Annotated in this window: 20 protein-coding genes and 1 pseudogene; 10 read left to right on the forward strand and 11 right to left on the reverse strand. The window is 66.1% G+C overall.

The window, feature by feature from the left end; genetic code table 11:
• Nucleotides 1-157: 157 nt before the first annotated feature.
• The 4 genes and pseudogenes from J7I79_RS01860 to J7I79_RS01875 form a co-directional block, all read right to left on the reverse strand.
• Nucleotides 158-504, reverse strand: a pseudogene (locus J7I79_RS01860) (hypothetical protein); the annotation flags it as partial.
• Nucleotides 501-1,121, reverse strand: a complete 621-nt coding sequence (locus J7I79_RS01865; RefSeq protein WP_104174390.1) for an MBL fold metallo-hydrolase — start codon at nucleotides 1,119-1,121, stop codon at nucleotides 501-503. The pseudogene J7I79_RS01860 and the gene J7I79_RS01865, both read right to left, overlap by 4 nt.
• The gene (locus tag J7I79_RS01870) at nucleotides 1,118-2,257 is read right to left on the reverse strand and encodes an S-(hydroxymethyl)mycothiol dehydrogenase (protein ID WP_214949501.1); all 1,140 of its coding nucleotides are present in this window, start codon (nucleotides 2,255-2,257) and stop codon (nucleotides 1,118-1,120) included. Before J7I79_RS01870 ends, J7I79_RS01865 begins: the two co-directional genes overlap by 4 nt.
• Before the next feature lie 120 nt (nucleotides 2,258-2,377).
• Nucleotides 2,378-3,418, reverse strand: coding sequence for an amino acid permease (locus J7I79_RS01875; RefSeq protein ID WP_311380494.1), 1,041 nt, complete (start codon nucleotides 3,416-3,418; stop codon nucleotides 2,378-2,380).
• On the opposite strand from J7I79_RS01875, the gene J7I79_RS01880 reads away from it, so the two are divergent.
• The 3 genes from J7I79_RS01880 to J7I79_RS01890 all read left to right on the forward strand — a co-directional run bounded on the left by J7I79_RS01880 (nucleotide 3,388) and on the right by J7I79_RS01890 (nucleotide 7,052).
• The gene (locus J7I79_RS01880; protein ID WP_214949502.1) at nucleotides 3,388-4,776 is read left to right on the forward strand and encodes an MFS transporter; all 1,389 of its coding nucleotides are present in this window, start codon (nucleotides 3,388-3,390) and stop codon (nucleotides 4,774-4,776) included. The two genes, J7I79_RS01875 and J7I79_RS01880, sit on opposite strands and share 31 nt — an antisense overlap.
• Nucleotides 4,777-4,897: 121 nt before the next feature.
• Nucleotides 4,898-6,154 carry an aminopeptidase P family protein gene (locus J7I79_RS01885; protein WP_214949504.1) on the forward strand — a complete coding sequence of 419 codons (1,257 nt, stop codon included), beginning with the start codon at nucleotides 4,898-4,900 and terminating at the stop codon, nucleotides 6,152-6,154.
• A gap of 88 nt (nucleotides 6,155-6,242) precedes the next feature.
• The gene (locus J7I79_RS01890) at nucleotides 6,243-7,052 is read left to right on the forward strand and encodes an IclR family transcriptional regulator (protein ID WP_251042259.1); all 810 of its coding nucleotides are present in this window, start codon (nucleotides 6,243-6,245) and stop codon (nucleotides 7,050-7,052) included.
• Between the two features lie 104 nt (nucleotides 7,053-7,156).
• On the opposite strand, the gene J7I79_RS01895 is transcribed toward J7I79_RS01890, so the two are convergent.
• The 3 genes from J7I79_RS01895 to J7I79_RS01905 all read right to left on the reverse strand — a co-directional run bounded on the left by J7I79_RS01895 (nucleotide 7,157) and on the right by J7I79_RS01905 (nucleotide 10,894).
• On the reverse strand, nucleotides 7,157-8,002 hold the full coding sequence (locus tag J7I79_RS01895) for a class I SAM-dependent methyltransferase (protein ID WP_214949508.1): 846 nt from the start codon (nucleotides 8,000-8,002) through the stop codon (nucleotides 7,157-7,159).
• Nucleotides 8,003-8,180: 178 nt separating this feature from the next.
• The gene (opgC, locus tag J7I79_RS01900) at nucleotides 8,181-10,697 is read right to left on the reverse strand and encodes an OpgC domain-containing protein (protein ID WP_214949510.1); all 2,517 of its coding nucleotides are present in this window, start codon (nucleotides 10,695-10,697) and stop codon (nucleotides 8,181-8,183) included.
• Nucleotides 10,694-10,894, reverse strand: coding sequence for a hypothetical protein (locus J7I79_RS01905; protein WP_214949512.1), 201 nt, complete (start codon nucleotides 10,892-10,894; stop codon nucleotides 10,694-10,696). Before J7I79_RS01905 ends, opgC begins: the two co-directional genes overlap by 4 nt.
• A gap of 283 nt (nucleotides 10,895-11,177) precedes the next feature.
• On the opposite strand from J7I79_RS01905, the gene uraD reads away from it, so the two are divergent.
• The 5 genes from uraD to purM are packed head-to-tail and all read left to right on the forward strand — an operon-like array spanning nucleotide 11,178 to nucleotide 15,261.
• The gene (gene uraD, locus J7I79_RS01910) at nucleotides 11,178-11,675 is read left to right on the forward strand and encodes a 2-oxo-4-hydroxy-4-carboxy-5-ureidoimidazoline decarboxylase (protein ID WP_214949519.1); all 498 of its coding nucleotides are present in this window, start codon (nucleotides 11,178-11,180) and stop codon (nucleotides 11,673-11,675) included.
• Nucleotides 11,672-12,013 carry a hydroxyisourate hydrolase gene (gene uraH / locus J7I79_RS01915; RefSeq protein WP_214949526.1) on the forward strand — a complete coding sequence of 114 codons (342 nt, stop codon included), beginning with the start codon at nucleotides 11,672-11,674 and terminating at the stop codon, nucleotides 12,011-12,013. Before uraD ends, uraH begins: the two co-directional genes overlap by 4 nt.
• A gap of 34 nt (nucleotides 12,014-12,047) precedes the next feature.
• Nucleotides 12,048-12,398, forward strand: coding sequence for a hypothetical protein (locus tag J7I79_RS01920; protein ID WP_214949528.1), 351 nt, complete (start codon nucleotides 12,048-12,050; stop codon nucleotides 12,396-12,398).
• A 47-nt stretch (nucleotides 12,399-12,445) separates the two neighbouring features.
• Nucleotides 12,446-14,095, forward strand: a complete 1,650-nt coding sequence (purF, locus tag J7I79_RS01925) for an amidophosphoribosyltransferase (protein ID WP_214949530.1) — start codon at nucleotides 12,446-12,448, stop codon at nucleotides 14,093-14,095.
• Nucleotides 14,092-15,261 (forward strand): phosphoribosylformylglycinamidine cyclo-ligase, encoded by a 1,170-nt coding sequence (gene purM / locus J7I79_RS01930; protein WP_214949532.1) that lies wholly within the window; start codon nucleotides 14,092-14,094, stop codon nucleotides 15,259-15,261. Before purF ends, purM begins: the two co-directional genes overlap by 4 nt.
• A gap of 78 nt (nucleotides 15,262-15,339) precedes the next feature.
• On the opposite strand, the gene J7I79_RS01935 is transcribed toward purM, so the two are convergent.
• On the reverse strand, nucleotides 15,340-16,212 hold the full coding sequence (locus J7I79_RS01935; RefSeq protein ID WP_214949534.1) for a VOC family protein: 873 nt from the start codon (nucleotides 16,210-16,212) through the stop codon (nucleotides 15,340-15,342).
• On the reverse strand, nucleotides 16,209-17,003 hold the full coding sequence (locus tag J7I79_RS01940) for a VOC family protein (RefSeq protein ID WP_214949537.1): 795 nt from the start codon (nucleotides 17,001-17,003) through the stop codon (nucleotides 16,209-16,211). The genes J7I79_RS01935 and J7I79_RS01940 overlap by 4 nt, the downstream gene beginning before the upstream one ends.
• A 206-nt stretch (nucleotides 17,004-17,209) precedes the next feature.
• Here J7I79_RS01940 and J7I79_RS01945 point away from each other — a divergent pair, with 206 nt between their 5' ends.
• A complete protein-coding gene (locus tag J7I79_RS01945) occupies nucleotides 17,210-17,992 on the forward strand; it encodes an alpha/beta fold hydrolase (protein ID WP_214949539.1) in 783 nt (260 codons plus the stop codon).
• A gap of 177 nt (nucleotides 17,993-18,169) precedes the next feature.
• Here J7I79_RS01945 and J7I79_RS01950 read toward each other — a convergent pair whose 3' ends face one another.
• Nucleotides 18,170-18,403: a DUF3073 domain-containing protein gene (locus J7I79_RS01950; protein WP_104174527.1), complete on the reverse strand. Its 234-nt coding sequence runs from the start codon at nucleotides 18,401-18,403 to the stop codon at nucleotides 18,170-18,172.
• A 300-nt stretch (nucleotides 18,404-18,703) separates the two neighbouring features.
• On the opposite strand from J7I79_RS01950, the gene J7I79_RS24700 reads away from it, so the two are divergent.
• A complete protein-coding gene (locus J7I79_RS24700; protein ID WP_214949540.1) occupies nucleotides 18,704-19,456 on the forward strand; it encodes a septum formation family protein in 753 nt (250 codons plus the stop codon).
• Here J7I79_RS24700 and clpB read toward each other — a convergent pair.
• Nucleotides 19,453-22,122 (reverse strand): ATP-dependent chaperone ClpB, encoded by a 2,670-nt coding sequence (clpB, locus tag J7I79_RS01960; RefSeq protein WP_214949548.1) that lies wholly within the window; start codon nucleotides 22,120-22,122, stop codon nucleotides 19,453-19,455. The genes J7I79_RS24700 and clpB overlap by 4 nt on opposite strands.
• Nucleotides 22,123-22,218 lie beyond the last annotated feature (96 nt).

Genomic DNA, 22,218 nt, shown 5'->3' on the forward strand with positions numbered 1-22,218 from the left:
GACGGCGACACTCCGGACCTGCCGGAATGTCGCCGTCGTTCCCGGCTGACGTCTTCACTTGAAATGGGTCAGCCGCACGCGATGGAAGGGGCTAGCCCGCCGCCGCTCCTGCGGAGGCATCAGCCTCGTGTGGCACGAACCGGACGAACATCCCCCTCAGCCCCGAAATCGAGTGCTTCGCCCAGAACTCAGCCCCGACCGTGCGCAGGGTGTTCTCCTCGGCCACCGCCTTCGCGCCGTTCTCGCAGAACTCGGCCACCTTGCGCTCTTGTCCGATTCCGGCCACGCACAGCCCGGGCAGTCGAAGCCGCCGCGCTGGTTCAGGCGCAGCAGCGACTGGGCCGTCCGGGACACCCCGGCCTGGGCCACGGCACGCTCCAGCGCCACCATCACCGCCTTCACGCCCGCCGCCTGCGTCTTCGGCTTATGGACTTCCAGCTCGTCCTCGTTGATGTCCGCGACGGGAGCCGGCTGCCTGCCGAACTTCAGGGGCACGCCTTTCATTGGCTGACCCTGGCCAGCGTCTCCCGCTCCGCCCCGATGGTGGTGCCGTCGCCGTGGCCGGTGCGCACCACTGTCCGTGCGGGCAGCGTCAGCAGCCGTTCGCGGATGGAGGTGAGGATGGTGGGGTAGTCGCTGTAGGACCGGCCGGTGGCGCCCGGTCCGCCGTTGAACAGTGTGTCCCCGGTGAAGACCGTGCCTTCCTCCTCTAGGTGGAAGCAGGTGGACCCCGGCGAGTGGCCCGGCGTGTGGAGGGCGCGCAGTGTCGCCCCGCCCACCTGGAACACGTCGCCGTCGGCAAGGTAACGGTCCGGCTTGGCGTCCGGATAGACCTGCTCCCAGAGCACCAGGTCGTCAGGATGCAGGTAGACCGGTGCGTTCACGGCCTCCGCCACGGCACGCGCGGCGCCGATGTGGTCGTTGTGCGCGTGCGTGAGCAGGATGGCCAGGACCTTCCGGCCGCGGACCTGGCTGATGATAGCCGCGGCGTCATGCGGTGAATCGATGATCACGCATTCATCCTCGTTCCCCACGATCCAGACGTTGTTGTCCACGTCCCAGGTGCCGCCGTCGAGCGAAAACGTCCCCGAGGTGACCAGGTTCTCGATGGTGACGCTCACGCGGACACCGCCGTGACAGTCTCAGCGGACGTGACGGTCCCGGCTGCCGGGCGGATTTCCACCACGGAACGCAGCACCTTGCCCTCGTGCATCTTGCCGAATGCCTCTTCCACCTGGTCGATGGTGATGCGCTCGGTCACGAACGCGTCCAGGTCCAGGTTGCCCAGCTTGTACTGCGCCACCAGCATCGGGAAGTCGCGGGAGGGCAGGCAGTCGCCGTACCAGGAGGACTTCAGCGACCCGCCGCGGCCGAAGACATCCAGCAGCGGCAGCTCGAGCTTCATTTCCGGCGTCGGAACGCCCACCAGCACCACGCGGCCGGCGAGGTCCCGGGCGTAAAACGCCTGCTTGTACGTTTCGGGGCGTCCCACTGCCTCGATCACGACGTCGGCACCGTTGCCGCCGGTCAGTGCCCGGATGGCCTCGATGGGGTCTTCCTTGCTGGAGTCCACGCCGTGGGTGGCGCCGAGGGACTTGGCCATTTCGATCTTGTTGGCGTCGATGTCCACGGCGATGATCGTCGTGGCGCCGGCCAGCTTTGCCCCGGCGATGGCGGCGATGCCCACTCCGCCGCAGCCGATCACGGCGACGGATTCGCCGCGCTTGACTTCACCGGTGTTGATGGCGGCGCCGATGCCTGCCATCACACCGCAGCCGAGCAGTCCGACGGCGGCGGGATCGACGTCGTCGTCAATCTTGGTGCACTGCCCGGCGGCGACGAGCGTTTTCTCGGCGAAGGCGCCGATGCCGAGCGCGGGCGAGAGCTCCGTGCCGTCCTCAAGCGTCATTTTCTGGGTGGCGTTGTGCGTGTTGAAGCAGTACTGCGGCTGACCCTTGGCGCAGGCGCGGCATTCACCGCACACGGCCCGCCAGTTCAGGATCACGCGGTCGCCGGGAGCCACTTCGGTGACATCCGGTCCGACGGCGCTGACCACACCGGTGGCCTCATGCCCCAGCAGGATGGGGAAATCGTCAGTGATTCCGCCCTGCTTGTAGTGCAGGTCCGTGTGGCAGACACCGCAGGTAAGGATGTCCACGAGGGCCTCTCCCGGTCCGGGATCCGGCACCAGGATGGTCTCGACCGAGACCGTGGCATTCTTTTCCCTGGCTATGACGGCCTTTACTTTGTGAACCATGATTCCTGTGTTCCTTTCGTTGATCGGACGAATATCGCCGATCCGACTAACAAATACTAGAAGCTGCGGTGCCTGCTGGCGGCTACCCAAAGGGATGGCCGGGGGCACCCAAAGGGATGGCTATCGGGCTGGTTCAAGGTCCCCATCACGCGTGACGGGCTCGCCAGCCACGGTAGCATCCGCCGCGGGAGCGGCGTGCTCCGCGAGGACGCCCGTCTGGTGCCTGATCTTCAGGCGGTACAGCAGGACACCGATGACGACGACGGCCCCCACGAAGAGGACGCCTCCCCACTGGAGGTACCACTCAAAGGGCGGCACCGAGTTGTAGATCTCGGGGCGCGGCCAGACCAGGTTGAGCGTCATGGCACCGCCCCACAGCACTGCGAGGATGTTGACCGGCATCCCCCACTTGCCCATGCAGAAGCACGGCTCGGTGTCGTCATCCGCCAGCGGGACCACGTACTGCAGGCCGCCGAGCACGAAGGACGCGGTGACTGCGCGCGGGATGGCTTTGGGGGCCGTGCGCTTGGGATCCTTCGTCTCCTCGCCGAGGGAACTGGCGGTATCAAAGCCGTACATCACGTAGCCGGAGGCCATGGCACCGATGAGGAACACCCCGAAGAAACCGAGGGGGTGCTCGTCGCCGAAGCCGGCGGTGTCGAAGAGGACTTCAGGACCGCGGACCATGTGCCAGCCGAGGGCCAGGATGAGCAGCACGGCGGCGGCCAGTTCCACGAACACGCCGATGCTGTTGATCCGGGTCATGAGCTTCACGCCGAAGGCGTTGATGAGGGTGGAGATGCCGATCATGATGCTGGCCAGCAGGACTCCGTTGACCGCGAAGTCGTACTGCCCGGTGCCGTCGCCCACCAGCTGGAAGCCCGACCAGATCTGGGCAGGGTGAGCTGCAGGTCCGGGCGAGCTTTCCTCGAACCTCATTGCTGCAACCACAATCCGCTGAATGCAACAATTTTTGTGAATCCCGGCCCGCCACCCAGCGTGCAGATGCAATCCGCTCGTTCCAAATTCATAAGATGGAAACAAGAAGGCATTGACTGTGTCATAAGTCACGCCTACTCTGGTGCAACAGGGTTGCGCTGAATGCAACCCCAAAACACTTTGGTGGATACATGAGTAACGAACCTTCCTCCCCCGCCACACTCGCGGGACGGATCAGCCCGGAGTCGCATAGCGGCGTCAATGGTGACGCCAACGGCGGTGTCAACAGCAGCGTCAGCAGCGGCGTCAGCAAGGAAACCCGCAGGAAGGTGGTCACTGCCAGCTTCATCGGCAATTTCGTCGAATGGTTCGACTACGCCGTCTACGGTTACCTTGCCGCGACCATCTCGTCAGTGTTCTTCCCGGAGGCTGACCGGCAGGCAGCCCTGCTGGCAACCTTCGGCGTCTTCGCGGTCTCATTCTTCGTCCGCCCCCTCGGCGGATTCGTCTGGGGCCACATCGGTGACCGCTTGGGCCGGCGGAAAGCACTGTCGCTCTCCATCGTCATCATGTCCGTATCGACGTTCTGCATCGCCCTGATCCCGGGATACGCCAGCATCGGAGTGATGGCGCCGATCCTCCTCCTCCTGGTCAGGATCGTCCAGGGCTTCTCCGCCGCCGGGGAATACGCCGGCGCCTCCGCCTTCCTGGTGGAGTACGCACCTGCCAACAAGCGCGGCCTCTATGCCGCCGTCGTTCCGGCCAGCACCGCGGCGGGCCTGCTGCTTGGTTCGCTGATCGCGGCGCTCCTCAGCACCGTCCTGACCACAGGGGAGCTGCATGAGTGGGGCTGGCGGCTGCCGTTCCTGCTCGCGGCACCCATGGGCCTCATCGGACGCTACATCCGCACCAAGCTCGAAGACACTCCGGCATTCCAGGCGCTGGCTGCCGAGGACCACACCGTCAAGACCCCGGTCTTCGCCATGTTCCGGACCTACCGCAGGCAGCTGATCATTGCCACCGGCGCCGTGCTCCTCAACGCCGTCGGGTTCTACGTAATCCTCAGCTACATGCCCACGTACCTCTCGGAGGAACTCGGCTTCGGCGTAGCGGAATCCTTCCTTGCCACCACCATCGCCCTGGCCAGCTACATCGGCTTCATCTTCCTGACGGGCATCGCTTCGGACAGGTTCGGCCGCAAGCGCATGCTGATCACAGCTTCACTGCTCTTCATCGTGCTGACCGTCCCGGCCTTCATGCTGCTGGACACGGGCAATTTCCTGGTCATCGTCCTGGTCCAGATCCTGCTTGGCGGCATGCTGACGCTCAACGACGGCACGCTCCCGAGCTTCCTGGCGGAGCTCTTCCCCACTCGGGTCCGCTACACCGGGTTCGCCGTCAGCTTCAACCTGTCCAACGCACTCTTCGGCGGCACAGCCCCGTTCATGGCCACGCTGCTCATCGGCCTGACCCAGAACAAGGTGGCCCCGGGCTGGTATCTGGTGGCGGCATCCGTCGTCTCCCTGGTCGCTGTCCTGTTCGCCACCGAGACCTCGAAGAAGCCACTCCGGCAGGAATGACCCGCGTTTCCGAGTCCTTGCAGCTCAGGGGCCCTGCGGCCCTGCACACCCAGCCCGCCTCCTGCGGGGCGCACCACACACTTTGCTCACTCAATTCAGCACTAAAGAAAGGTATGAACCCATGACCACCATCGAAACCGAGGCCGTCAACAATGTCGCCAAGCTGGACCGCCTGAAGGTCCTCCACAACGGCGAAAAGGTCAAGCTGACGTTCTCCGATACCGAGTTCGAGCGCCGCCTCGCCGGCCTGCGCCGGATCATGGCAGAGAAGGACCTGGACGCCGTCGTCCTGACCAGCTACCACTCGATCAAGTACTACTCCGACTTCCTTTTCACGACCTTCGGCCGCTCCTACGCCATGGTGGTGACCAAGGACGACAGCGTCACGGTAACGGCCAACATCGACGCCGGGATGCCGTGGCGCCGCAGCTTCGGCGACAACATTGTCTACACGGACTGGCGCCGGGACAACTACATACACGCCATCCAGGAGGTCCTGCGCACCCGCGGCATCAACGCCCGCCGGATCGGCGTCGAGGACGACTCGCTGCCGCTGGACAACCGCAACAAGATCCAGGCCGCCTTCTCCGGCGCAACCCTGGTGGACGTGGCCCAGGCCGCCATGCGCCAGCGGATGATCAAGTCCGCCGAGGAGATCGAGGTCATCAAGCACGGTGCGCGGATCGGCGACCTGGGCGGCGAGGCCATCCGCAACGCCATCACCGCCGGGATCACCGAATACGAGGTGGCGCTGATCGGAACCGAGGCCATGGTCCACGAGATCGCCCGCACGTTCCCGGACTCGGAGATCCGTGACACCTGGGTGTGGTTCCAGTCCGGCATCAACACGGACGGCGCGCACAACTGGGCCACCACCCGCAAGATCCAGGAACACGACATCCTGTCGCTGAACTGCTTCCCCATGACCTCCGGCTACTACACGGCCCTGGAACGCACCCTGTTCTACGGCGAACCGGATGCCCGCTCGCTGGAACTCTGGAACATCAACGTGGAGGTCCACAAGCGTGGCCTCGAACTCATCAAGCCCGGTGCCGTCTGCAAGGACATCGCCGCCGAACTGAACGAGATCTACGTGGGCCACGGCCTCCTGGCCAACCGCACCTTCGGCTACGGGCACTCATTCGGCGTCCTCAGCCACTACTACGGCCGGGAAGCCGGGCTGGAGCTCCGCGAGGACATCGACACCGTCCTTGAGCCCGGCATGGTGGTTTCGATGGAACCGATGATCACGGTCCTGGACGGCCAGCCCGGTGCCGGCGGCTACCGCGAGCACGACATCCTGGTGGTCGGCGAAGACGGCGCGGAGAACATCACCAAGTTCCCGTTCGGTCCGGAATACAACATCATCGGGGCATAACGGCACCACAACCTGCCCCTGCCGGAAGCGGCGCCACATCCTCCGTGGCGCCGCTTTCCGGCTCACATACGGAATGATGGTGGACACCATGACCTCTGCAGAAGCTCCCGAAACCAGCAGCAACGGCGACGCCAAGGGCACGTCTGTCATCGTCAACGCCATCGCAGTACTGCGAAGCTTTACCGCGGACGAGCCACTGCTCGGCGTCACGGAGATCGCCAACCGCGTCGGCCTGCACAAAAGCACCGTTTCCCGCATCCTGGCCACGTTCGAGCAGGAACACCTGGTGGAGCGCGATCCGGAGACCCGCAGGTTCCGCCTTGGCCTGGGCCTCATCGCCGTCGCCGGCCCTCTGCTGGCCGAACTCGAAGAGCGGCGCGTGGCGTACCCCGTCCTGCGCGAACTCACCGAGCAGACCGGCGAAACCAGCGCGCTCATGGTGTGGAACGGGTCCGAATCGATGTGCGTCGAACAGATCGCCAGCCATCACCAGATCAAGCACACCACCCCGCTGGGCGCCCGGTACAAGGACGCACTCAGCGCCTCCGTCCAGGTCTTCCTCGCCGCCGAACCCGCCGAACGCGTACGCGTACTGCTCAAGAGCGGCGAAATTTCCTATCCGGGCCTGGACGACACCAGCCTCGAGGCCTACCTGATCCGGCTGGGCGACGTCGCCCGGCGCGGCTGGGCCACCAATTACGGCGAATCCTCACTGGACGAAGTAGGCCTGGCGGCCCCCGTCTTCGATCACCGCGGCGACATCGTGGCGGCGGTCCTCATCCCTGCGCCGCGCTTCCGGGTATCCCCGGACACGCTGCAGCGCCTCGGGGAGTCCTGCAAGGCAGCCGCGGACCGCGTCACGGCCCGCCTCGGCGGGGCGTCCCCCCTCCCGGCCTGACCCAGACGCTCTCTCACTTCCCGCGGGTTTTTCGGCGACTCTCTCTCACTTCCCGCGGGTTTTTCGGCGACGCTCTCGCACCTGAGATGACCTGGCGTGCGTGACTAAACCGTTCCCACCACGATGGTGGCCGTGGACGATAGCCGGATTGCCCCGTCGCGTTCATGGGTCCGTGCCGCCTCCAGGACCTGTGTCCGGATGAGGTCGCGCGTACCACTGTCCGCCTGGGCCAGGCCGGACACCGCCGCGGCAGCGACGTCCGTCATGAACTCCCAGAAGCGCTCAGGGGATTCTTGGACCATGTCCACGGAGAGGGTCTCCTCGCTCACGTCGGTGAGGCCGGCGTCGACAAAGGACTTCAGCATTAATCCCGGCGCGGCACAGCGGAACAATCCGGGTGCCTCCGGCGGCTGCGGAGGCAGTTGCACATGCCGGTTCATGATCCCCATGATGGTGGTGGCCCAATCGTTCCGGGCAGGATCGCCCCAGACTGCTGCCACAATCCGCCCTCCCGGTTTGGCTGTCCGGGCGATTTCCCGGACAGCTTCGTCAACGTCGGGGAAAAGCATGAAGCCGAAACGGCACAGGACGGCATCGAAGCGGCCGTCGTCGAACGGCAGGGCGGCGGCTTCGCTGACCTGGGTTCGCACATTCTCCAGGCCGGCGGCCGCGGCCTTTTCGCGGGCGACCATCAGCATCTTTTCGGAAAGGTCCGTCACCGTGACGCTTCCCGCGGGCACCATCGCCGCCGCGGTCAGGCCGGGTTCGCCGGTTCCCGCGGCCACATCCAGCACATGCGAATCGGGTTTCAGGCCCGCGTGGCCGATCATGGCCTCGCCGAAGGGAGCCAGCCACTGCACTACGTCGTCGTCCCATTTTTTCCAACCGGCGGAAAACCTGTCCCAGGTGTCCCGCTGCTGGTCCCGGACTTGCTCTGAATCAGTTGGCATCGCTGTTCCTATGCTCGTGGGTAGGTAACAGTCTGCTCCGGCCCACCCTCCGGGGCAATTGATTTTGGAGGCGCTCCCGTAAGGAACGAACTGGTCCCCGCAAGTGAGAGAGCGTCCGCGTTAGGGCGGCAGGAAGTGAGAGAGCGTCCGCGTTAGGGCGGCAGGAAGTGCTAGAGCGTCAGGTGGGGATGATGCGGAACAGGAACTTGGTCCGGACCATGACCCACAGCAGGGCCACAATGGCCGCATAGGCAGCCGTGTTCAGCCAGACGTTCCCCTGCTGCAGCGCCGGGATGTTGGCCACGACGGCGATCAGCACCACGTGCATGATGAAGACGTACAACGTGGCCTGCCCCAGCGGGATCAGCAACCAGCCCACCGCGCGTTCGATGGGCTTCCAGTACGCCGTCAGCAGTGCGTAGGCCGTCACCAGAAGCGTGATCACGTTGAGGAGCCGGCCCGGTTCGAGGTAGGTCCGCCCGAAGAACTGGTCGTACACGGCGCGGTAGTTCGCGTCCGAGGTCAGCGCGAGCCGGACGTCGAACTCGTTGGCCAGGTACAGGTTGGCCCAGGACATCAGTGCGAGGGCGACGGTGATGGCGGCGCAAACGCCCACCACCCAGCGGTGCGCGGACAGCCAGGCCACGATGGTCCGCCGGTAGTAGCCGCCCACCAGGCCAAGCACAAACAGGACCTGCCACACCAGCAGCGGGAAGGAATCCTCGAACTGCGACGGCAGGAGCCTGAAGCGGAACACCGTACCGGCAATGTACAGGGCGGTGGTGGCCGCCAGCACCCACAGCACCTTGCCTCGGGCCAGCGCCAGCAGGATCAGCGGGCTGACCAGGAGCATGATGACATAGAGACCCATCACGTTGAACTGCCACGGGCCGAACTGCAGGAGCAGGACCGCGGGAATGACAGCCCCGGACACCGGGAACTGCAGCAGGCCCCGCATGCCCGTGTAGAGGTCGTAGGTCCGGCCCGCGCCTGACCTGCCTGCGCCTCCGGTGCCTTGGTCCGTGAAGGTGGTCAGCGCCTCCGAGTTGAGCGCCGGGATGAGGCTGATGACGAACACCAGGACCACAACGGCGAGCGCCGTGACGTACAGCTTGCCGGCCCGCCGGCCGGTCTTTTGCGCCACTTCACCAATGCGGTCCCGGGCTTTGGGCCCGTAGACCGTTCCCAGCACCAGCCCGGACAGCAGCACGAACAGTTCAGCGCCGGACACAAAGCCGATGGCTTCCTGGGTGAACAGCTGAAAGAGCGACGTCATGCCAACGTGGTTCACCACCACGAACAGGATGGCCAGCCCGCGCATCAGGTCCACCCGGGAGTCGCGCGAGGACTTGTCCGGGTACGTCCATCGCTTGGCTGAGCGCAGGCGCACCGGCACCAGCCACAGCAGGATCGCTCCGAGCAGCAGCGCCGCTGCTGCGATCGCCGCCGGAACGCCGGCCAGGGCGTTGCCGGATGACCCGCCCAAACCCTCTACCGTCCTGGTGACCGGCCCGGTAACGAGCGTGGATTCCCTGACGGCCTCGCCGGCAGCAGCCGCCACGGCGGCGTTCCGGGTGAGTCGCCAGTCAATGATGGTGTTGCCGGCGTCCCCAACGTCCGTTTTCTCGTCCCAGACGACGGCGGCAATCCGCTCCAGTTTGCCCGGTGCGGCCTCGCCCAGCACCTGTTTCCACCAGCCGGACTTGATGTCGGTTTCCGAAGGGCCGCCCGCCGACGGGCTGTAGTACGCGGCCGTCTGGAGCAGTAGCGGCTTGTCCCGCTGGACGGCATATGACTCGTAGAAGTTGGCGTCGCCGCCGCCGTCGGAAGCTCCACCGCCGTCCCCGAGCGGGCCAGCGCCCCTGGCCGTCCCGGTCAGCAACGAAGCCAGTTCCCCGTCCTCGGGCAGCGTGTTGACGGCGGCTTTCCCTCCGGTGTCATCGTGATGTGTGGTCTGCCCCGCCCAGTCAACGACGTCGTCCCCCGGGTAGTACGGGGCGTAGGGAGCGTCCAAGCCGTTCCAGGCGCCGTCGGAATTCGTGTCCAGCGCGGCGAACCCGGGAGAGCCGGAAGCCGGGGCATTGCGGTTCCTGGTGAACGGATAGTCCCGCGCCTGGAACGGCTGCCACACCATCAGCGCGTTGGTTTTCGAGTCGAATGCCTGGGCCATGGCGCGGTACGCCGGCACGTAGGCCCCGGGCTGCTGGCCCCAGGACACCCAGCTTGAATTCATGTCCGGGGCGAAGCGGATTAGCAGCTTTCCGGGGAAGCCCTCCGCCAGGTCCTCGAGCTGCGCCGCGAAGTCAGCGGCGCCGCCCGCGTTGACCTCCGCCAGCGGAACCGTTGGATTGACCGTGATCAGGGCGTGGGCACCCGAGGCGGCACTCTGGGACAGAAACTCCCGCAGGTAGCCCTTTTCGGCGCCTTTGATGGGAAAGGAGATATCGTGGCCCAGGATCGCCGGGGTGGCCTGCAGCCGCCCGGCGAACCCGGCGGCATCGTCCTCGCCCCATTCCAGGACGCCGCCCAGGAGCGGCTTTCCCGGCGAGGCGCCGAGGCCTTCACCACCGTTGACGGTCGACGCCGGGATCCCGGCCCGCGCCGTCACCGCGGCCTGCGCGGCTCCGGCCGGCACGAAAAGCAGAAGGGTGAGCAGCAACAGGATTGCCCTGAGTGCGGCGCTAGGCAACTTCAACCTGGCCGCTTTCCGGCAAGATCCACCAGGAAATTCAGGGCCCGCGCGGCGCTGGCGCTGGGAGTGTCCCCGGCGGCGTCGGGAACCTCTGCGGCGGCTACCGAATCCGGACCATCAGGAAGCAGCCCGTACTCCGCGAGCACTGAACGACGTTTCAGGTCGGTATCAGGAAAACCGCGCGCGTCGGTATGAGCCATTAAGGTCCTTCCCCAGTTCAGGACAGCCGGCCGAGGCGCCGCGGTCCCCCCAGCAGGAGTCTAGCGGAGCCGGTGGCTTCCATCCGGGGTGCGGTAATCTCTTGACACCGGCACTGAAGCTCCGGTTGAATATTACGCATGCTGAAATAACAGTTCCATGATGTGGAAGGCAGCGCGCTGTTGCGGCCAGTATGGAGCCACAGCGCACAACTGCAGCGGGGCACTCCCTTTTCCGCATAGCCGACGCCATGGATGCCAGCATTTGCACGAGGGATGAACAAGCATGCAGCTTGCCGTATTCAACGGGGCGGACCGCGCGGAAGTCACCGCGGCACTTCGCCCCTGCATTGATGTCCAGCGCTGGGTGGACCAGATCGCGGACGCCCGGCCGTTCGCCAGCAGCCAGGCCCTGCTGGACTTCGCCCGCGAGGCCGCCGCCCCCTTCACACCGGACGAGGTGGAGTCCGCAATGGCGCACCACCCGCGGATCGGGGAACGGCCCACGGCCGCCACCACCGAGGCATCCATGTCCCGTTCGGAGCAGGCCGGGGTGGATCCGGCGGACACGGACGTGACCACGGCACTGGCCGAGGGGAACCGCGCCTACGAGGAGAAGTTCGGCCGGGTCTTCCTGATTCGCGCCGCAGGACGCACCTCCCCGGAAATCCTGGCTGCGCTCCACGAACGGCTTACCCACACCCCCGACCAAGAAGACGCCATAGTGGCCCAGCAGCTGCGCGAAATCGCCCTGCTCCGGCTCGAAGGAGTGATCAGCGAATGACCGTTTCACAGGTGACCACCCACATCCTGGACACCGGGGCCGGGCGCCCGGCCGCCGGCGTCGCCGTCGTGCTTTACGCGCGCGACGGCGGCGGCTGGAACCTCGTTGCTTCCGGCACCACCGATGCCGACGGCAGGGCGAAGGACCTCGGTCCGGAGCTCCTCCCCGCCGGGACGTACCGGCTGAACTTCGCCACGGGGGCCTACTACGAGGGCCTGGGCACGGCCACCTTCTTCCCGGAGGTGGACCTGGTGTTCTCCGTGTCAGACGCCGGCGAGCACTACCATGTGCCGCTGCTCCTGAGCCCGTTCGCCTACTCGACGTACCGCGGCAGCTAACCCAACCAAATCCCCGGGCAGTAGGCTAGAAGGCATGGCTTCTGAAGACACCCCCGCCGAGCGGCGCGAAATCACCGTCCGCCGGGCGCCCAAATACGTGCCGTTCCTCATACTGGGCGGCCTCGTGGGCATCATCGTGGCGGCGGTCATTGCGTTTGCGCTGCCCGGGGACCCGAGTTACGAACCCAGCTCCGTCTTCGGTTTCTTCCTGGTTCTTTTCGGCGCCGGCGGCGTGATTCTGGGCGCAATTGTCGCGCTCCTGTTGGACCGGCTCAGCGTCCGGCGCACCGAACACGCCGTCGTCGAAGCCGTCCCGGAGACCGGGCCCGGCAGCGATCCTGCCGACGGCGCCGGCAACGGCACCACGGCCGGCAGTCAGTCATAAACGGGCGCCCGGAAAAGTCCTACCCCATCACGTGAGATAATCGACCAGTGGCACGCGGCGATGGAAAACTTTCTCATGATCTTCTCCCTGGCGAAAAGGGCCCTCAGGACGCTTGTGGCGTCTTTGGGGTCTGGGCACCAGGTGAGGAGGTAGCAAAACTCACCTATTACGGGCTGTATGCATTGCAGCACCGCGGTCAGGAGTCGGCTGGCATAGCAACCAGCGACGGCAAGCGGATCAACGTCTATAAGGACATGGGCCTCGTATCCCAGGTCTTCGACGAGACCACGCTGAACACCCTGACCGGGCACCTGGCCGTCGGCCACTGCCGCTATTCCACTACCGGCGCCAGCCACTGGGCGAACGCCCAGCCCACGCTTGGCGCCACCGCCACGGGCACCGTGGCTCTGGCCCACAACGGCAACCTCACCAACACCGCCGAGCTGAACGCCATGATCATTGAGCGCAACGGCGGCCAGCTCAGCGGCGAAATGAAGCAGGGCAACACCTCGGACACCGCACTGGTCACGGCACTGCTGGAGGGCGAAGAGGGCAAGACCCTCGAACAGTCCGCCATTGAGCTGCTGCCCAAGATCAAGGGCGGCTTCTGCTTTGTCTTTATGGACGAAGGCACCCTCTACGCTGCGCGTGACACCTACGGCATCCGCCCGCTGGTCCTCGGCCGGCTCGAGCGTGGCTGGGTGGTCGCCTCCGAGCAGTCGGCCCTGGCCACCGTTGGTGCCAGCTTTATCCGTGAAATCGAACCCGGCGAATTCATCGCCATCGACGAAGACGGCGTGCGGTCCCAGCGCTTTGCGGAGCCGACGCCGGCCGGTTGCGTTTTCGAATACGTCTACCTCGCCCGTCCGGACGCCGCCATTGCGGGACGGTCCGTGTATGAATCCCGCGTGGAGATGGGCCGCCAGCTTGCCCGCGAAAACACCCAGGAAGCGGACATCGTCATCCCGGTCCCCGAGTCCGGCACCCCCGCGGCCGTTGGCTACGCCGAGGAATCCGGCATCCCCTTCGCGCACGGCTTCGTCAAGAACTCCTACGTGGGCCGCACGTTCATCCAGCCCTCGCAGACGCTGCGCCAGCTGGGCATCCGGCTCAAGCTGAACGCCCTCGAGTCCGTCATCCGCGGCAAGCGCGTTGTGGTGGTGGATGACTCGATCGTCCGCGGCAACACCCAGCGCGCCATCGTCCGGATGCTCCGCGAGGCCGGCGCCGCCTCCGTGCATGTGAAGATCTCCTCCCCGCCCGTGCAGTGGCCCTGCTTCTACGGCATCGACTTCGCCTCCCGCGCGGAGCTGATCGCCAACGGCGCCACCATCGAGGAAATCTCCCAGGCCATCGGCGCCGACTCGCTCGCCTACATTTCCGAAGACGGCATGATCGACGCCACGCGGCAGCCGCGCGAACGTCTCTGCACCGCCTGCTTCACCGGCCAGTACCCCATCGAGCTTCCCGGCGCGGACAAGCTCGGCAAGAACCTGCTGGAGCGCACGGACCTCGGCGGCCTGCCCGCTGCAGGATCCGCCGCCGCTCCGGCTGGTGCAGCCGTTGCTGTTGACGCGGACGAGGACCCGGCCGGCAAGCCGGGCGCCACGGGCTGCGATCCGGGACCGGACGCCGAGTTCGAGAACCTGCTGACCGACGCTGACCGTCTGACCTCTGACAAGAAAGAGTCCGTATGACTTCCGCATCACCCGCCGCCGGTAACTCCTCAGAGACAGCCCGCGGCATCACGTACGCCTCTGCCGGCGTAGACGTCGAAGCGGGAGACCGCGCTGTTGAACTGATGAAGGACGCCGTCAAGGCCACCCACAATTCCTCGGTGATCGGCGGCGTGGGCGGCTTCGCCGGCCTCTACGACGTCTCGAAACTCCTCACCTACAAGCGGCCCCTGCTGGCCACGTCCACCGACGGCGTGGGCACCAAGGTGGCCATCGCCCAGGCCATGGACATCCATGACACCATCGGGTTCGACCTCGTGGGCATGGTGGTGGACGACATCGTGGTGGTCGGCGCCGAGCCGCTCTACATGACCGACTACATCGCCTGCGGCAAGGTTGTTCCCGAGCGCATCGCGGACATCGTCCGCGGCATTGCAGCAGCCTGCTCCGTGGCCGGCACCGCCTTGGTGGGCGGCGAAACCGCCGAGCACCCGGGCCTGCTGGGCGAGCACGAATACGACGTCGCCGGTGCCGCAACCGGCGTGGTCGAGGCCGACGCCCTGCTGGGCCCGGACCGTGTCCGCGCCGGCGACGTGGTGATCGGCATGGCCTCCTCCGGCCTGCACTCCAACGGCTACTCCCTGGTCCGCCGCGTCATCAACCACGCCGGCTGGGCCCTGGACCGCCAGGTCTCCGAACTCGGACGCACGCTGGGCGAGGAACTGCTCGAGCCCACCCGCGTCTACGCAGCCGACTGCCTGGACCTGGCCCGCACCTTCCCGGTGAACGGCTCCGCAGCCGGCAAGGCCGTCCACGGCTTCAGCCACGTCACCGGCGGGGGCCTCGCAGCCAACCTGGCCCGTGTCCTCCCGCAGGGCCTCATCGCCACGGTGGACCGCGCCACGTGGGAACTGCCCGCCATCTTCAAGCTGGTCTCGGAACTGGGCAACGTCCCGCTGGCCGACCTCGAGCGCACGCTGAACCTCGGCGTGGGCATGGTGGCAATCGTCTCCCCCGAAGCTGCCGACGCCGCCGTGAACCGCCTCAACGACCGCGGCCTGCCGTCCTGGATCATGGGCACGGTGGAACAGAACTCGGACGCAATCGTCAAGACCGGCCCGGACTACGTCCAGGGTGCCAAGGGTGTTGACGGCGGCGCAGTCCGACTGGTGAACGCCTACGCCTAAGGGTTCCTACCCTCATCGAGTGCTCCGCAACCGCCGTTTAGCTGGTCCATAACGGCAGTTGCGGAGCACTCGATTTGTCTAAACCTCCAGCACGCTGAACACACCGCCCTGCGGATCCTGCAGGGTGGCCACGCTTCCGCCTTCCTGATCGTCGCTGCCGTCAGCCTCCGGTTCGATCAGGACGACGGCGCCCGCAGCCACCGCTGCTGCCACGGCCTCCGCGACGCTGGAGACGCCAAAGTACACCTGCCAGCCTGTCTGCAGCGCCCGCTCCTCAGGCTCCGCTTCGTCCCCGTCCCCAGCGGGGTACTCCGGCTCCGCACCCCAGAACTCCACTTCGTCCGCGTCGGCGTCATCCTGCGGCAGCGGTGCGATCCCCGCTACTTCCGCGCCGTCCACCATCAGCGTGGTGTACGTTCCGCCGTCATCCTGCGGGTATTCGGTGACTTCATGCCCGAACAGCTGCTGGAAGAAGGCGACGGCGGCCTGGGGCTCTGGTGTCAGCAACTCTGCCCAGGCAAGCGCGCCCGGCTCGTTGTACCGGGCGGCGCCGGTATGCGTTCCCGGCTGCCACACTCCGGTGGTGCCGCCGCCGGGCGGCGCCAGGAAGACCATTACGCCCGTGTCCTCCACGTCTTCCGGGCCGAACTCCACGGAGCCGCCCGCGTGCGGGGTCTCCTCCACAATTGCACCCGCATCAGCGGCAGCGAAGTAGATGTTCCACTGCGCGGCTGTTCCGGAGGCTTCTTGATGCGGGTTATGCGGCGCAATGACGGTGACCAGGTCGTCGCCCAGATACGCCTTCGCGTAGCTCCGGCCGTCCGGCGTGGGGAGGTCCTCGTAGCGCCAGCCGAAAATCGCGGCATAGAACGTCTTTGCGGCCTCCACATCCTTGGTCTGCAGGTCCGTCCAGCAGATCTCGCCGGCGTTGAAGGTGGTGCGCCCGGTCATTGTGTGCCTGCGCTTTCGGCAGCCATGATGCTGAAGGCGGCTCCGTTGGCGTCCGTCAGTACGGCCAGCCTGCCCACCCCCGGGACATCGAACCCGGGCACATGGACCTGCCCGCCGAGTTCGGCCGCCCGGGCCGCGGCCAGGTCCACGTCCTCGACTTTGAAGTAGATCATCCAGAAAGACGGCACCCCTCCCATAGGCTGCTTCAAGGCCCCGGCCACGGGCTTTCCGTCCACCATGAAGTTGGTGTATTCGCTGAGCTCGCCGGCGGGTGCGGTCTCCGTGGTGCATCCGGTCACGGCCTCATAGAACCGGATGGCCTGCGGGACGTCGCTTGTCTGCAGTTCGCTCCAGACCGGGGCGCCTGGTTCGTCCACCAGCCCGGACCCGATGTGGGACCCAGCCTGCCAGAAGCCCACCTGGGCGCCAGTGGGATCCGCTGCGAAGAACATCCTCCCGCTGCCGTTCTCCACATCATCCACGGGATACAGCAGGGTTCCGCCTGCCTCTGCGACCTTCGCGGCCGCTTCGTCTGCATTGTCCACGGCAAGGTAGCTGGCCCAGTAGGACGGCAACCCGGTGGACGCCATGTCCGGCATCTGCTGCATCATTCCGGCAACGTAGCGGCCCTGCAGCCGGGCCATGTAGTAGGTCGTGTCGGGCCCTGCGGGCATTGCGTCCAGCTCCCAGCCGAATAGCTGCGAGTAGAACTCCTTGGCCGCCTCGATGTCGCTCGCAGAGAGGTCCGCCCAACACGGCGTGCCCTGCTTATAGCTCTCAACTTCTGGCATGGAAATCAATCCCCTTCGACCGCCGGTGGACCCGTCAATGGAACAGCCCACGATCAACCTAGTACGGGGCTCCGACACTGACAACACGGCTGACAACATCGCCCCCGCTACCATCGACCGGCATGTTGTAGCGCTGGCACCGCAGGAGGACAATGGCGGCAAAGACGGTCCGCCGCTGTCGAAGGGCCGCCGGAATGGAGTGCGCCATGGCCAGCCACGTGGACATTAACGGGCACCCGACCTGGGTGGATGACCGTGGCGGCAATGGCGAGCCGCTTCTGCTGCTGCACGGGGGCCTCGGTAACAGCGACGATCTGCTCAACAGCATCGGCCCGGGCCTGTCGGAGCGTTTCCGCGTCGTCGCCTTCGACCGGCGGGGTCACGGTTATACGGCGGATACCGATGCCGATTTCCACTACTCGGACATGGCGGACGAGACGGTAGGCGTGCTTGAGGCCGTGGTGGGTGGCCCGGCCCATCTTGTCGGGTGGAGCGACGGCGGCATCATCGCCCTGCTTGTCGCGCTCCGCCGCCCCGACCTGGTGCGCAAACTGGTAGTGGTCGGCGCAAACTACCACTTCGAGGGCACCGTCCCCGCAGAGATGGAGCCTGACTCGCCTGTGCTGGGCGAACTTGGCAACGCTTATATCGCGCGGTCACCGGACGGCGCAGCCCATCTCGAAGTCGTCATGAACAAGAGTTTCAGGATGTTCCGGTCGGAGCCGACCCTGACACCGGCTGACATCGCCCACATCAGCGTGCCGGTGCTCGTAGTGGCGGGCGACGACGATGTTGTTGCCCTGCCTCACACCGTGTCCCTGTACGAGGCACTCCCGAACGGTCAATTGGCGATTGTTCCCGCCGCCTCCCATGGGCTCCCGCTGGAACAGCCCGAGGCCCTCACCCGCCTCGTCCTCACCTTCCTGGCCACCGCCGGCCCGCCCCGGACACTCATGCCGATACGGCGCGCTCGACGATCAGGCGGGTAACAGCAGAAAGCCCGTCAGGGCACACCGGAGGCCGGCATGCCCTGACGGGCCTGATAACTGAAGTCAGCACACGGGGTGCCGGAAAAGAAGAGCCAAAGTGTCGTACGGGACACTGCGGTGAAAAGTACGACGGCGGCACGCCGCTGACTGCCTTACGGCAGGTTCAGCGGGCGACAACTAGCCGATTCGACGGGTGTCTACCTCGTCGTCGTCTTCTTCCAAATCATCCGCGTACTTGTCCACATAAGCCGAATAATCCGGTTCAACCGGCTCACTCGAGAAACGGCTCGGTGCACGACCCTCTGAGCTCTTGAGCTCACGCTGAAGCGCAGAGTAGTCAGTGTTCGGGGAATAGTACTTAATATCCCGAGCCTGCTTGGTAGCTTTTGCCTTTTGACGGCCGCGCCCCATGGCGTGACCCCCTTTTGTACTCGGACCGGAGGTGGTCACCATTGGCGTTAGTGAGGCCCCGGAATGTTTGGTCAATTTGTCGTACACCTAGATTACATGCTTTCAGCGGTAACTGCGCCCCGACCGGTTACCTCCGGAGCAGAGTTGCCACGTTTGCGCTGGTCCCGGCCATATCGGCCCGCCTATTTTCTTCGGTAGAGTCGTTTGAGCGACTCCAAGCCAGCGGCCGCATCTGCGACATTCCTCCGGGGAAAAGCAGGGAAAAGCCAGGAAAGGACGCCGGGAAGGGTGAATCCTCACGTGAATGACGAGAACACAACAGGCAACAGCACAGGGAACCCGAAGACAACCCCGGGAACCGGGCTGCCGCCAGTCGTGCCGCCTCCCCCTGCCCGGCCGCCGACCAGCAGCCTTCCCGTCCAGCCCCGGGCCGGCACGGACGATCCCGCGCCCAGTGAGACGCCTTCGGATGAGACGTCCGATAATGCTCAGTCCACCGAAACTGCGTCCAACGACACTCCGGCCGCTGTGTCAAAGGAGACCCTGCTGAAGGCCGGCATCGTGGTGGCAGGCCTGATTTTGCTGGGCCTGCTTATCTGGTGGGTTGCCACCCTGCTCGGGAGCGGCAACCAGCAGGCAACAACCCAGCCCCCGGACACGGAGTCGGCGTCCCCGTCCGCGCAGGCAAGCCGGGGCGAGCTCCCCCTGGATGGGGTGGGGGCCCTGGACTACCAGCTGGGCGACTGCTTCGAGAATTTCGATCCCGAAGCCACTGAATCCCGGGTAGTGCCCTGCACCACGGGCCACTCCGCACAGCTGGTCGCCGTGCACCGCTACCCGGAGTCGGACTCGTACCCGGGCGTCGCAGCACTCCGGGAAAAGGGCCGCGAGATCTGCCAGGGCGCCGGGCTGACCGACGCTGTGGCCAACTACGTCCTCATGCAACGCAACGCCTACCCCAGCGACACCAGCTGGGAACAGGGTGACCGGCGGGTGGACTGCTATGTCACAGCGGACAAGGGCAACATCATCATGGAATCCCTCATCCCCTAGCCCTTCCGCCGCACGGACAGCCCGCTGCCGGCAGGCGCGCCGCCGTCGGGTCCTGCCAGGGCCTCAAGCCCCTCAATGGTGAGTTCGTCGACGTCGGCCGCGGTGTCCACCACGACGGTGTCCCCGTCGTTGATGTCGCCGGAGAGGATGGCCCTGGCCAGGCGGTCGCCGATTTCGCGCTGGACCAGCCTGCGCAGCGGCCGCGCACCGTAGGCCGAATCGAAGCCGGACATGGCAAGCCAAGCGCGGGCGCCGTCGGTCACCTCGAGGGTGAGCCTGCGCTCGTGCAGCCTCCTGCCCAGCTCGGCCACCTGCAGCTCCACGATCCGCGCCAGCTCATCCACGGTCAGGGCGTCGAACAGCACCACTTCGTCCAGGCGGTTCAGGAACTCCGGCTTGAAGGAGGCATTCACGGTGGCCATCACGGCGCTCCGCTTCGCCTGTGCGTCCAGCGACTGGTCCACCAGGAACTGGCTGCCCAGGTTGGAGGTCAGCACCAGGATGGCGTTACGGAAGTCCACGGTGCGGCCCTGGCCGTCGGTGAGGCGGCCGTCGTCGAGCACCTGCAGGAGGATGTCGAAGACCTCAGGGTGCGCCTTCTCCACTTCGTCGAGCAGCACCACGGAGTACGGACGACGGCGGACGGCCTCGGTCAGCTGACCGCCTTCCTCGTACCCCACGTAGCCCGGAGGCGCCCCGACCAGCCGCGCCACGGAGTGCTTCTCGCCATACTCGGACATGTCGATCCGCACCATGGCGCGTTCGTCGTCGAACAGGAAGTCCGCGAGCGCCTTGGCGAGCTCCGTCTTGCCCACGCCCGTGGGTCCGAGGAAGAGGAACGAACCGGTGGGCCGGTTGGGGTCGCTGATGCCGGCCCGGGCACGGCGGACCGCGTCGGACACGGCCGCCACGGCCTTGGACTGGCCGATCAGCCGCTTTCCGAGCTCCTCCTCCATGTGCAGCAGCTTCTGGCTTTCGCCCTGCAGCATCCGGCCGGCGGGGATCCCGGTCCAGGCGGAAATCACTTCGGCAATGTCGTCCGCGGTGACTTCCTCGGCCACCATGAGCTCCTGCTTGGCGCCGCCGCCGGCCACCCGTGCCGACTCCGCCTCGGCGGCAGCGTGCAGCTCGTGTTCCAGTGCGGGAATCTCGCCGTAAAGCACGCGCGAGGCCGTCTCCAGGTCGCCTTCGCGCTGGGCCTTGTCCGCCTTGGAGCGCAGCTCGTCCAGCTTGGCCTTCAGGTCACCCACCCTGTTCAGGCCGGCCTTCTCGGCTTCCCAGCGGGCATTCAGGGCGGCCAGCGTCTCTTTTTTGTCCGCCTTGTCCGCCCGCAGGGCAGCCAGGCGCTCCACGGATGCGGCGTCCTTCTCGTTGGCGAGGGCCAGTTCCTCCATGGTCAGGCGGTCCACCTGGCGGCGCAGCTGGTCAATCTCCTCCGGTGCGGAGTCGATCTCCATGCGCAGGCGTGAGGCGGCCTCATCCACCAGGTCGATGGCCTTGTCCGGGAGCTGGCGCCCCGAGATGTAGCGGCTGGACAGTGTGGCGGCGGCCACGAGCGCGGAGTCGGCGATGGCGACCTTGTGATGGGCCTCGTAGCGTTCCTTCAGGCCACGGAGGATGCCGATGGTGTCCTCCACGCTGGGCTCGCCCACGTAGACCTGCTGGAAGCGGCGTTCCAGGGCCGGGTCCTTCTCGATGTTCTCGCGGTATTCGTCCAGCGTGGTGGCACCGATCAGGCGTAGCTCGCCGCGGGCCAGCATGGGCTTGAGCATGTTGCCGGCGTCCATGGAGCTGTCCCCGGTGGCGCCTGCACCCACCACCGTGTGGAGCTCGTCGATGAAGGTGACGATTTGCCCGTCCGAATTCTTGATCTCCTCCAGGACCGCCTTGAGTCGCTCCTCGAATTCGCCGCGGTACTTGGCTCCCGCCACCATCGACGCGAGGTCCAGGGCGATCAGGGTCTTTCCGCGCAGGCTCTCCGGGACGTCGCCGGCCACAATGCGCTGGGCCAGGCCCTCGACGACGGCCGTCTTACCCACCCCGGGCTCACCAATGATGACGGGGTTGTTCTTGGTGCGGCGGCTCAGGACCTGGATGATGCGCCGGATCTCTGTGTCGCGGCCGATCACCGGATCCAGCTTGCCCGAGCGTGCCATCGCGGTGAGGTCCGTGCCGAACTTCTCCAGGGCCTGGAAGGTGTTTTCCGGATCCGGGCTGGTGACCTTGCGGTCGCCGCGGACACCCGGCAGGGCGGCGAGCAGCGCCTCATGGGAGGCGCCGGCGTCGCGCATTAACCGCCCGACGGCGTCGCTGCCGGCGGAGAGGCCCAGCAGCAGGACCTCGGTGGACACGAAGGTGTCGCCCAGTTTGTCGGCTTCGTTTTTGGCGTTCTGGATGGCCTGCAGCGCGGGCCTGGACAGCTGCGCCTGCTGCGTGGAGCTTCCGGACGTTGCGGGCAGCGCCTTGATGGCGGTGCTGGCCTGGACACTGACGGCGTCCGGGTCCGCGCCGGTGGCGCGGAGGAGCGCGACGGCGACACCGTCCCGCTGGTCCATGAGCGCCTTGAGGAGATGGGCCGGCTCAACCTGCGGATTTCCCGCCGTGGAGGCGTTCATGGCTGCAGCCGAAAGAGCCTCCTGGCTCTTGGTGGTGAACTTGGCGTCCAAAGAGAGCTCCTTTCGGGGATAGATCAACTCTTAAAGTTGAGTGTACTACGCTCAACTTTGCAGACGGCGCTTCAGGGTCCATGTTTGCCGACGGCG

The sequence above is a fragment of the Arthrobacter sp. ISL-69 genome, assembly GCF_018613775.1.
GTDB lineage: Bacteria > Actinomycetota > Actinomycetes > Actinomycetales > Micrococcaceae > Arthrobacter.

What these genes read in the sequence shown, in the direction of transcription:
- J7I79_RS01870 (WP_214949501.1), bottom strand. Translation starts at nt 2,257, where the DNA reads ATGGTTCACAAAGTAAAGGCCGTCATAGCCAGGGAAAAGAATGCCACG.
- J7I79_RS01880 (WP_214949502.1), top strand. Translation starts at nt 3,388, where the DNA reads ATGAGTAACGAACCTTCCTCCCCCGCCACACTCGCGGGACGGATCAGC.
- J7I79_RS01885 (WP_214949504.1), top strand. Translation starts at nt 4,898, where the DNA reads ATGACCACCATCGAAACCGAGGCCGTCAACAATGTCGCCAAGCTGGAC.
- J7I79_RS01890 (WP_251042259.1), top strand. Translation starts at nt 6,243, where the DNA reads ATGACCTCTGCAGAAGCTCCCGAAACCAGCAGCAACGGCGACGCCAAG.
- J7I79_RS01895 (WP_214949508.1), bottom strand. Translation starts at nt 8,002, where the DNA reads ATGCCAACTGATTCAGAGCAAGTCCGGGACCAGCAGCGGGACACCTGG.
- J7I79_RS01905 (WP_214949512.1), bottom strand. Translation starts at nt 10,894, where the DNA reads ATGGCTCATACCGACGCGCGCGGTTTTCCTGATACCGACCTGAAACGT.
- uraD (WP_214949519.1), top strand. Translation starts at nt 11,178, where the DNA reads ATGCAGCTTGCCGTATTCAACGGGGCGGACCGCGCGGAAGTCACCGCG.
- uraH (WP_214949526.1), top strand. Translation starts at nt 11,672, where the DNA reads ATGACCGTTTCACAGGTGACCACCCACATCCTGGACACCGGGGCCGGG.
- J7I79_RS01920 (WP_214949528.1), top strand. Translation starts at nt 12,048, where the DNA reads ATGGCTTCTGAAGACACCCCCGCCGAGCGGCGCGAAATCACCGTCCGC.
- purM (WP_214949532.1), top strand. Translation starts at nt 14,092, where the DNA reads ATGACTTCCGCATCACCCGCCGCCGGTAACTCCTCAGAGACAGCCCGC.
- J7I79_RS01935 (WP_214949534.1), bottom strand. Translation starts at nt 16,212, where the DNA reads ATGACCGGGCGCACCACCTTCAACGCCGGCGAGATCTGCTGGACGGAC.
- J7I79_RS01940 (WP_214949537.1), bottom strand. Translation starts at nt 17,003, where the DNA reads ATGCCAGAAGTTGAGAGCTATAAGCAGGGCACGCCGTGTTGGGCGGAC.
- J7I79_RS01945 (WP_214949539.1), top strand. Translation starts at nt 17,210, where the DNA reads ATGGCCAGCCACGTGGACATTAACGGGCACCCGACCTGGGTGGATGAC.
- J7I79_RS01950 (WP_104174527.1), bottom strand. Translation starts at nt 18,403, where the DNA reads ATGGGGCGCGGCCGTCAAAAGGCAAAAGCTACCAAGCAGGCTCGGGAT.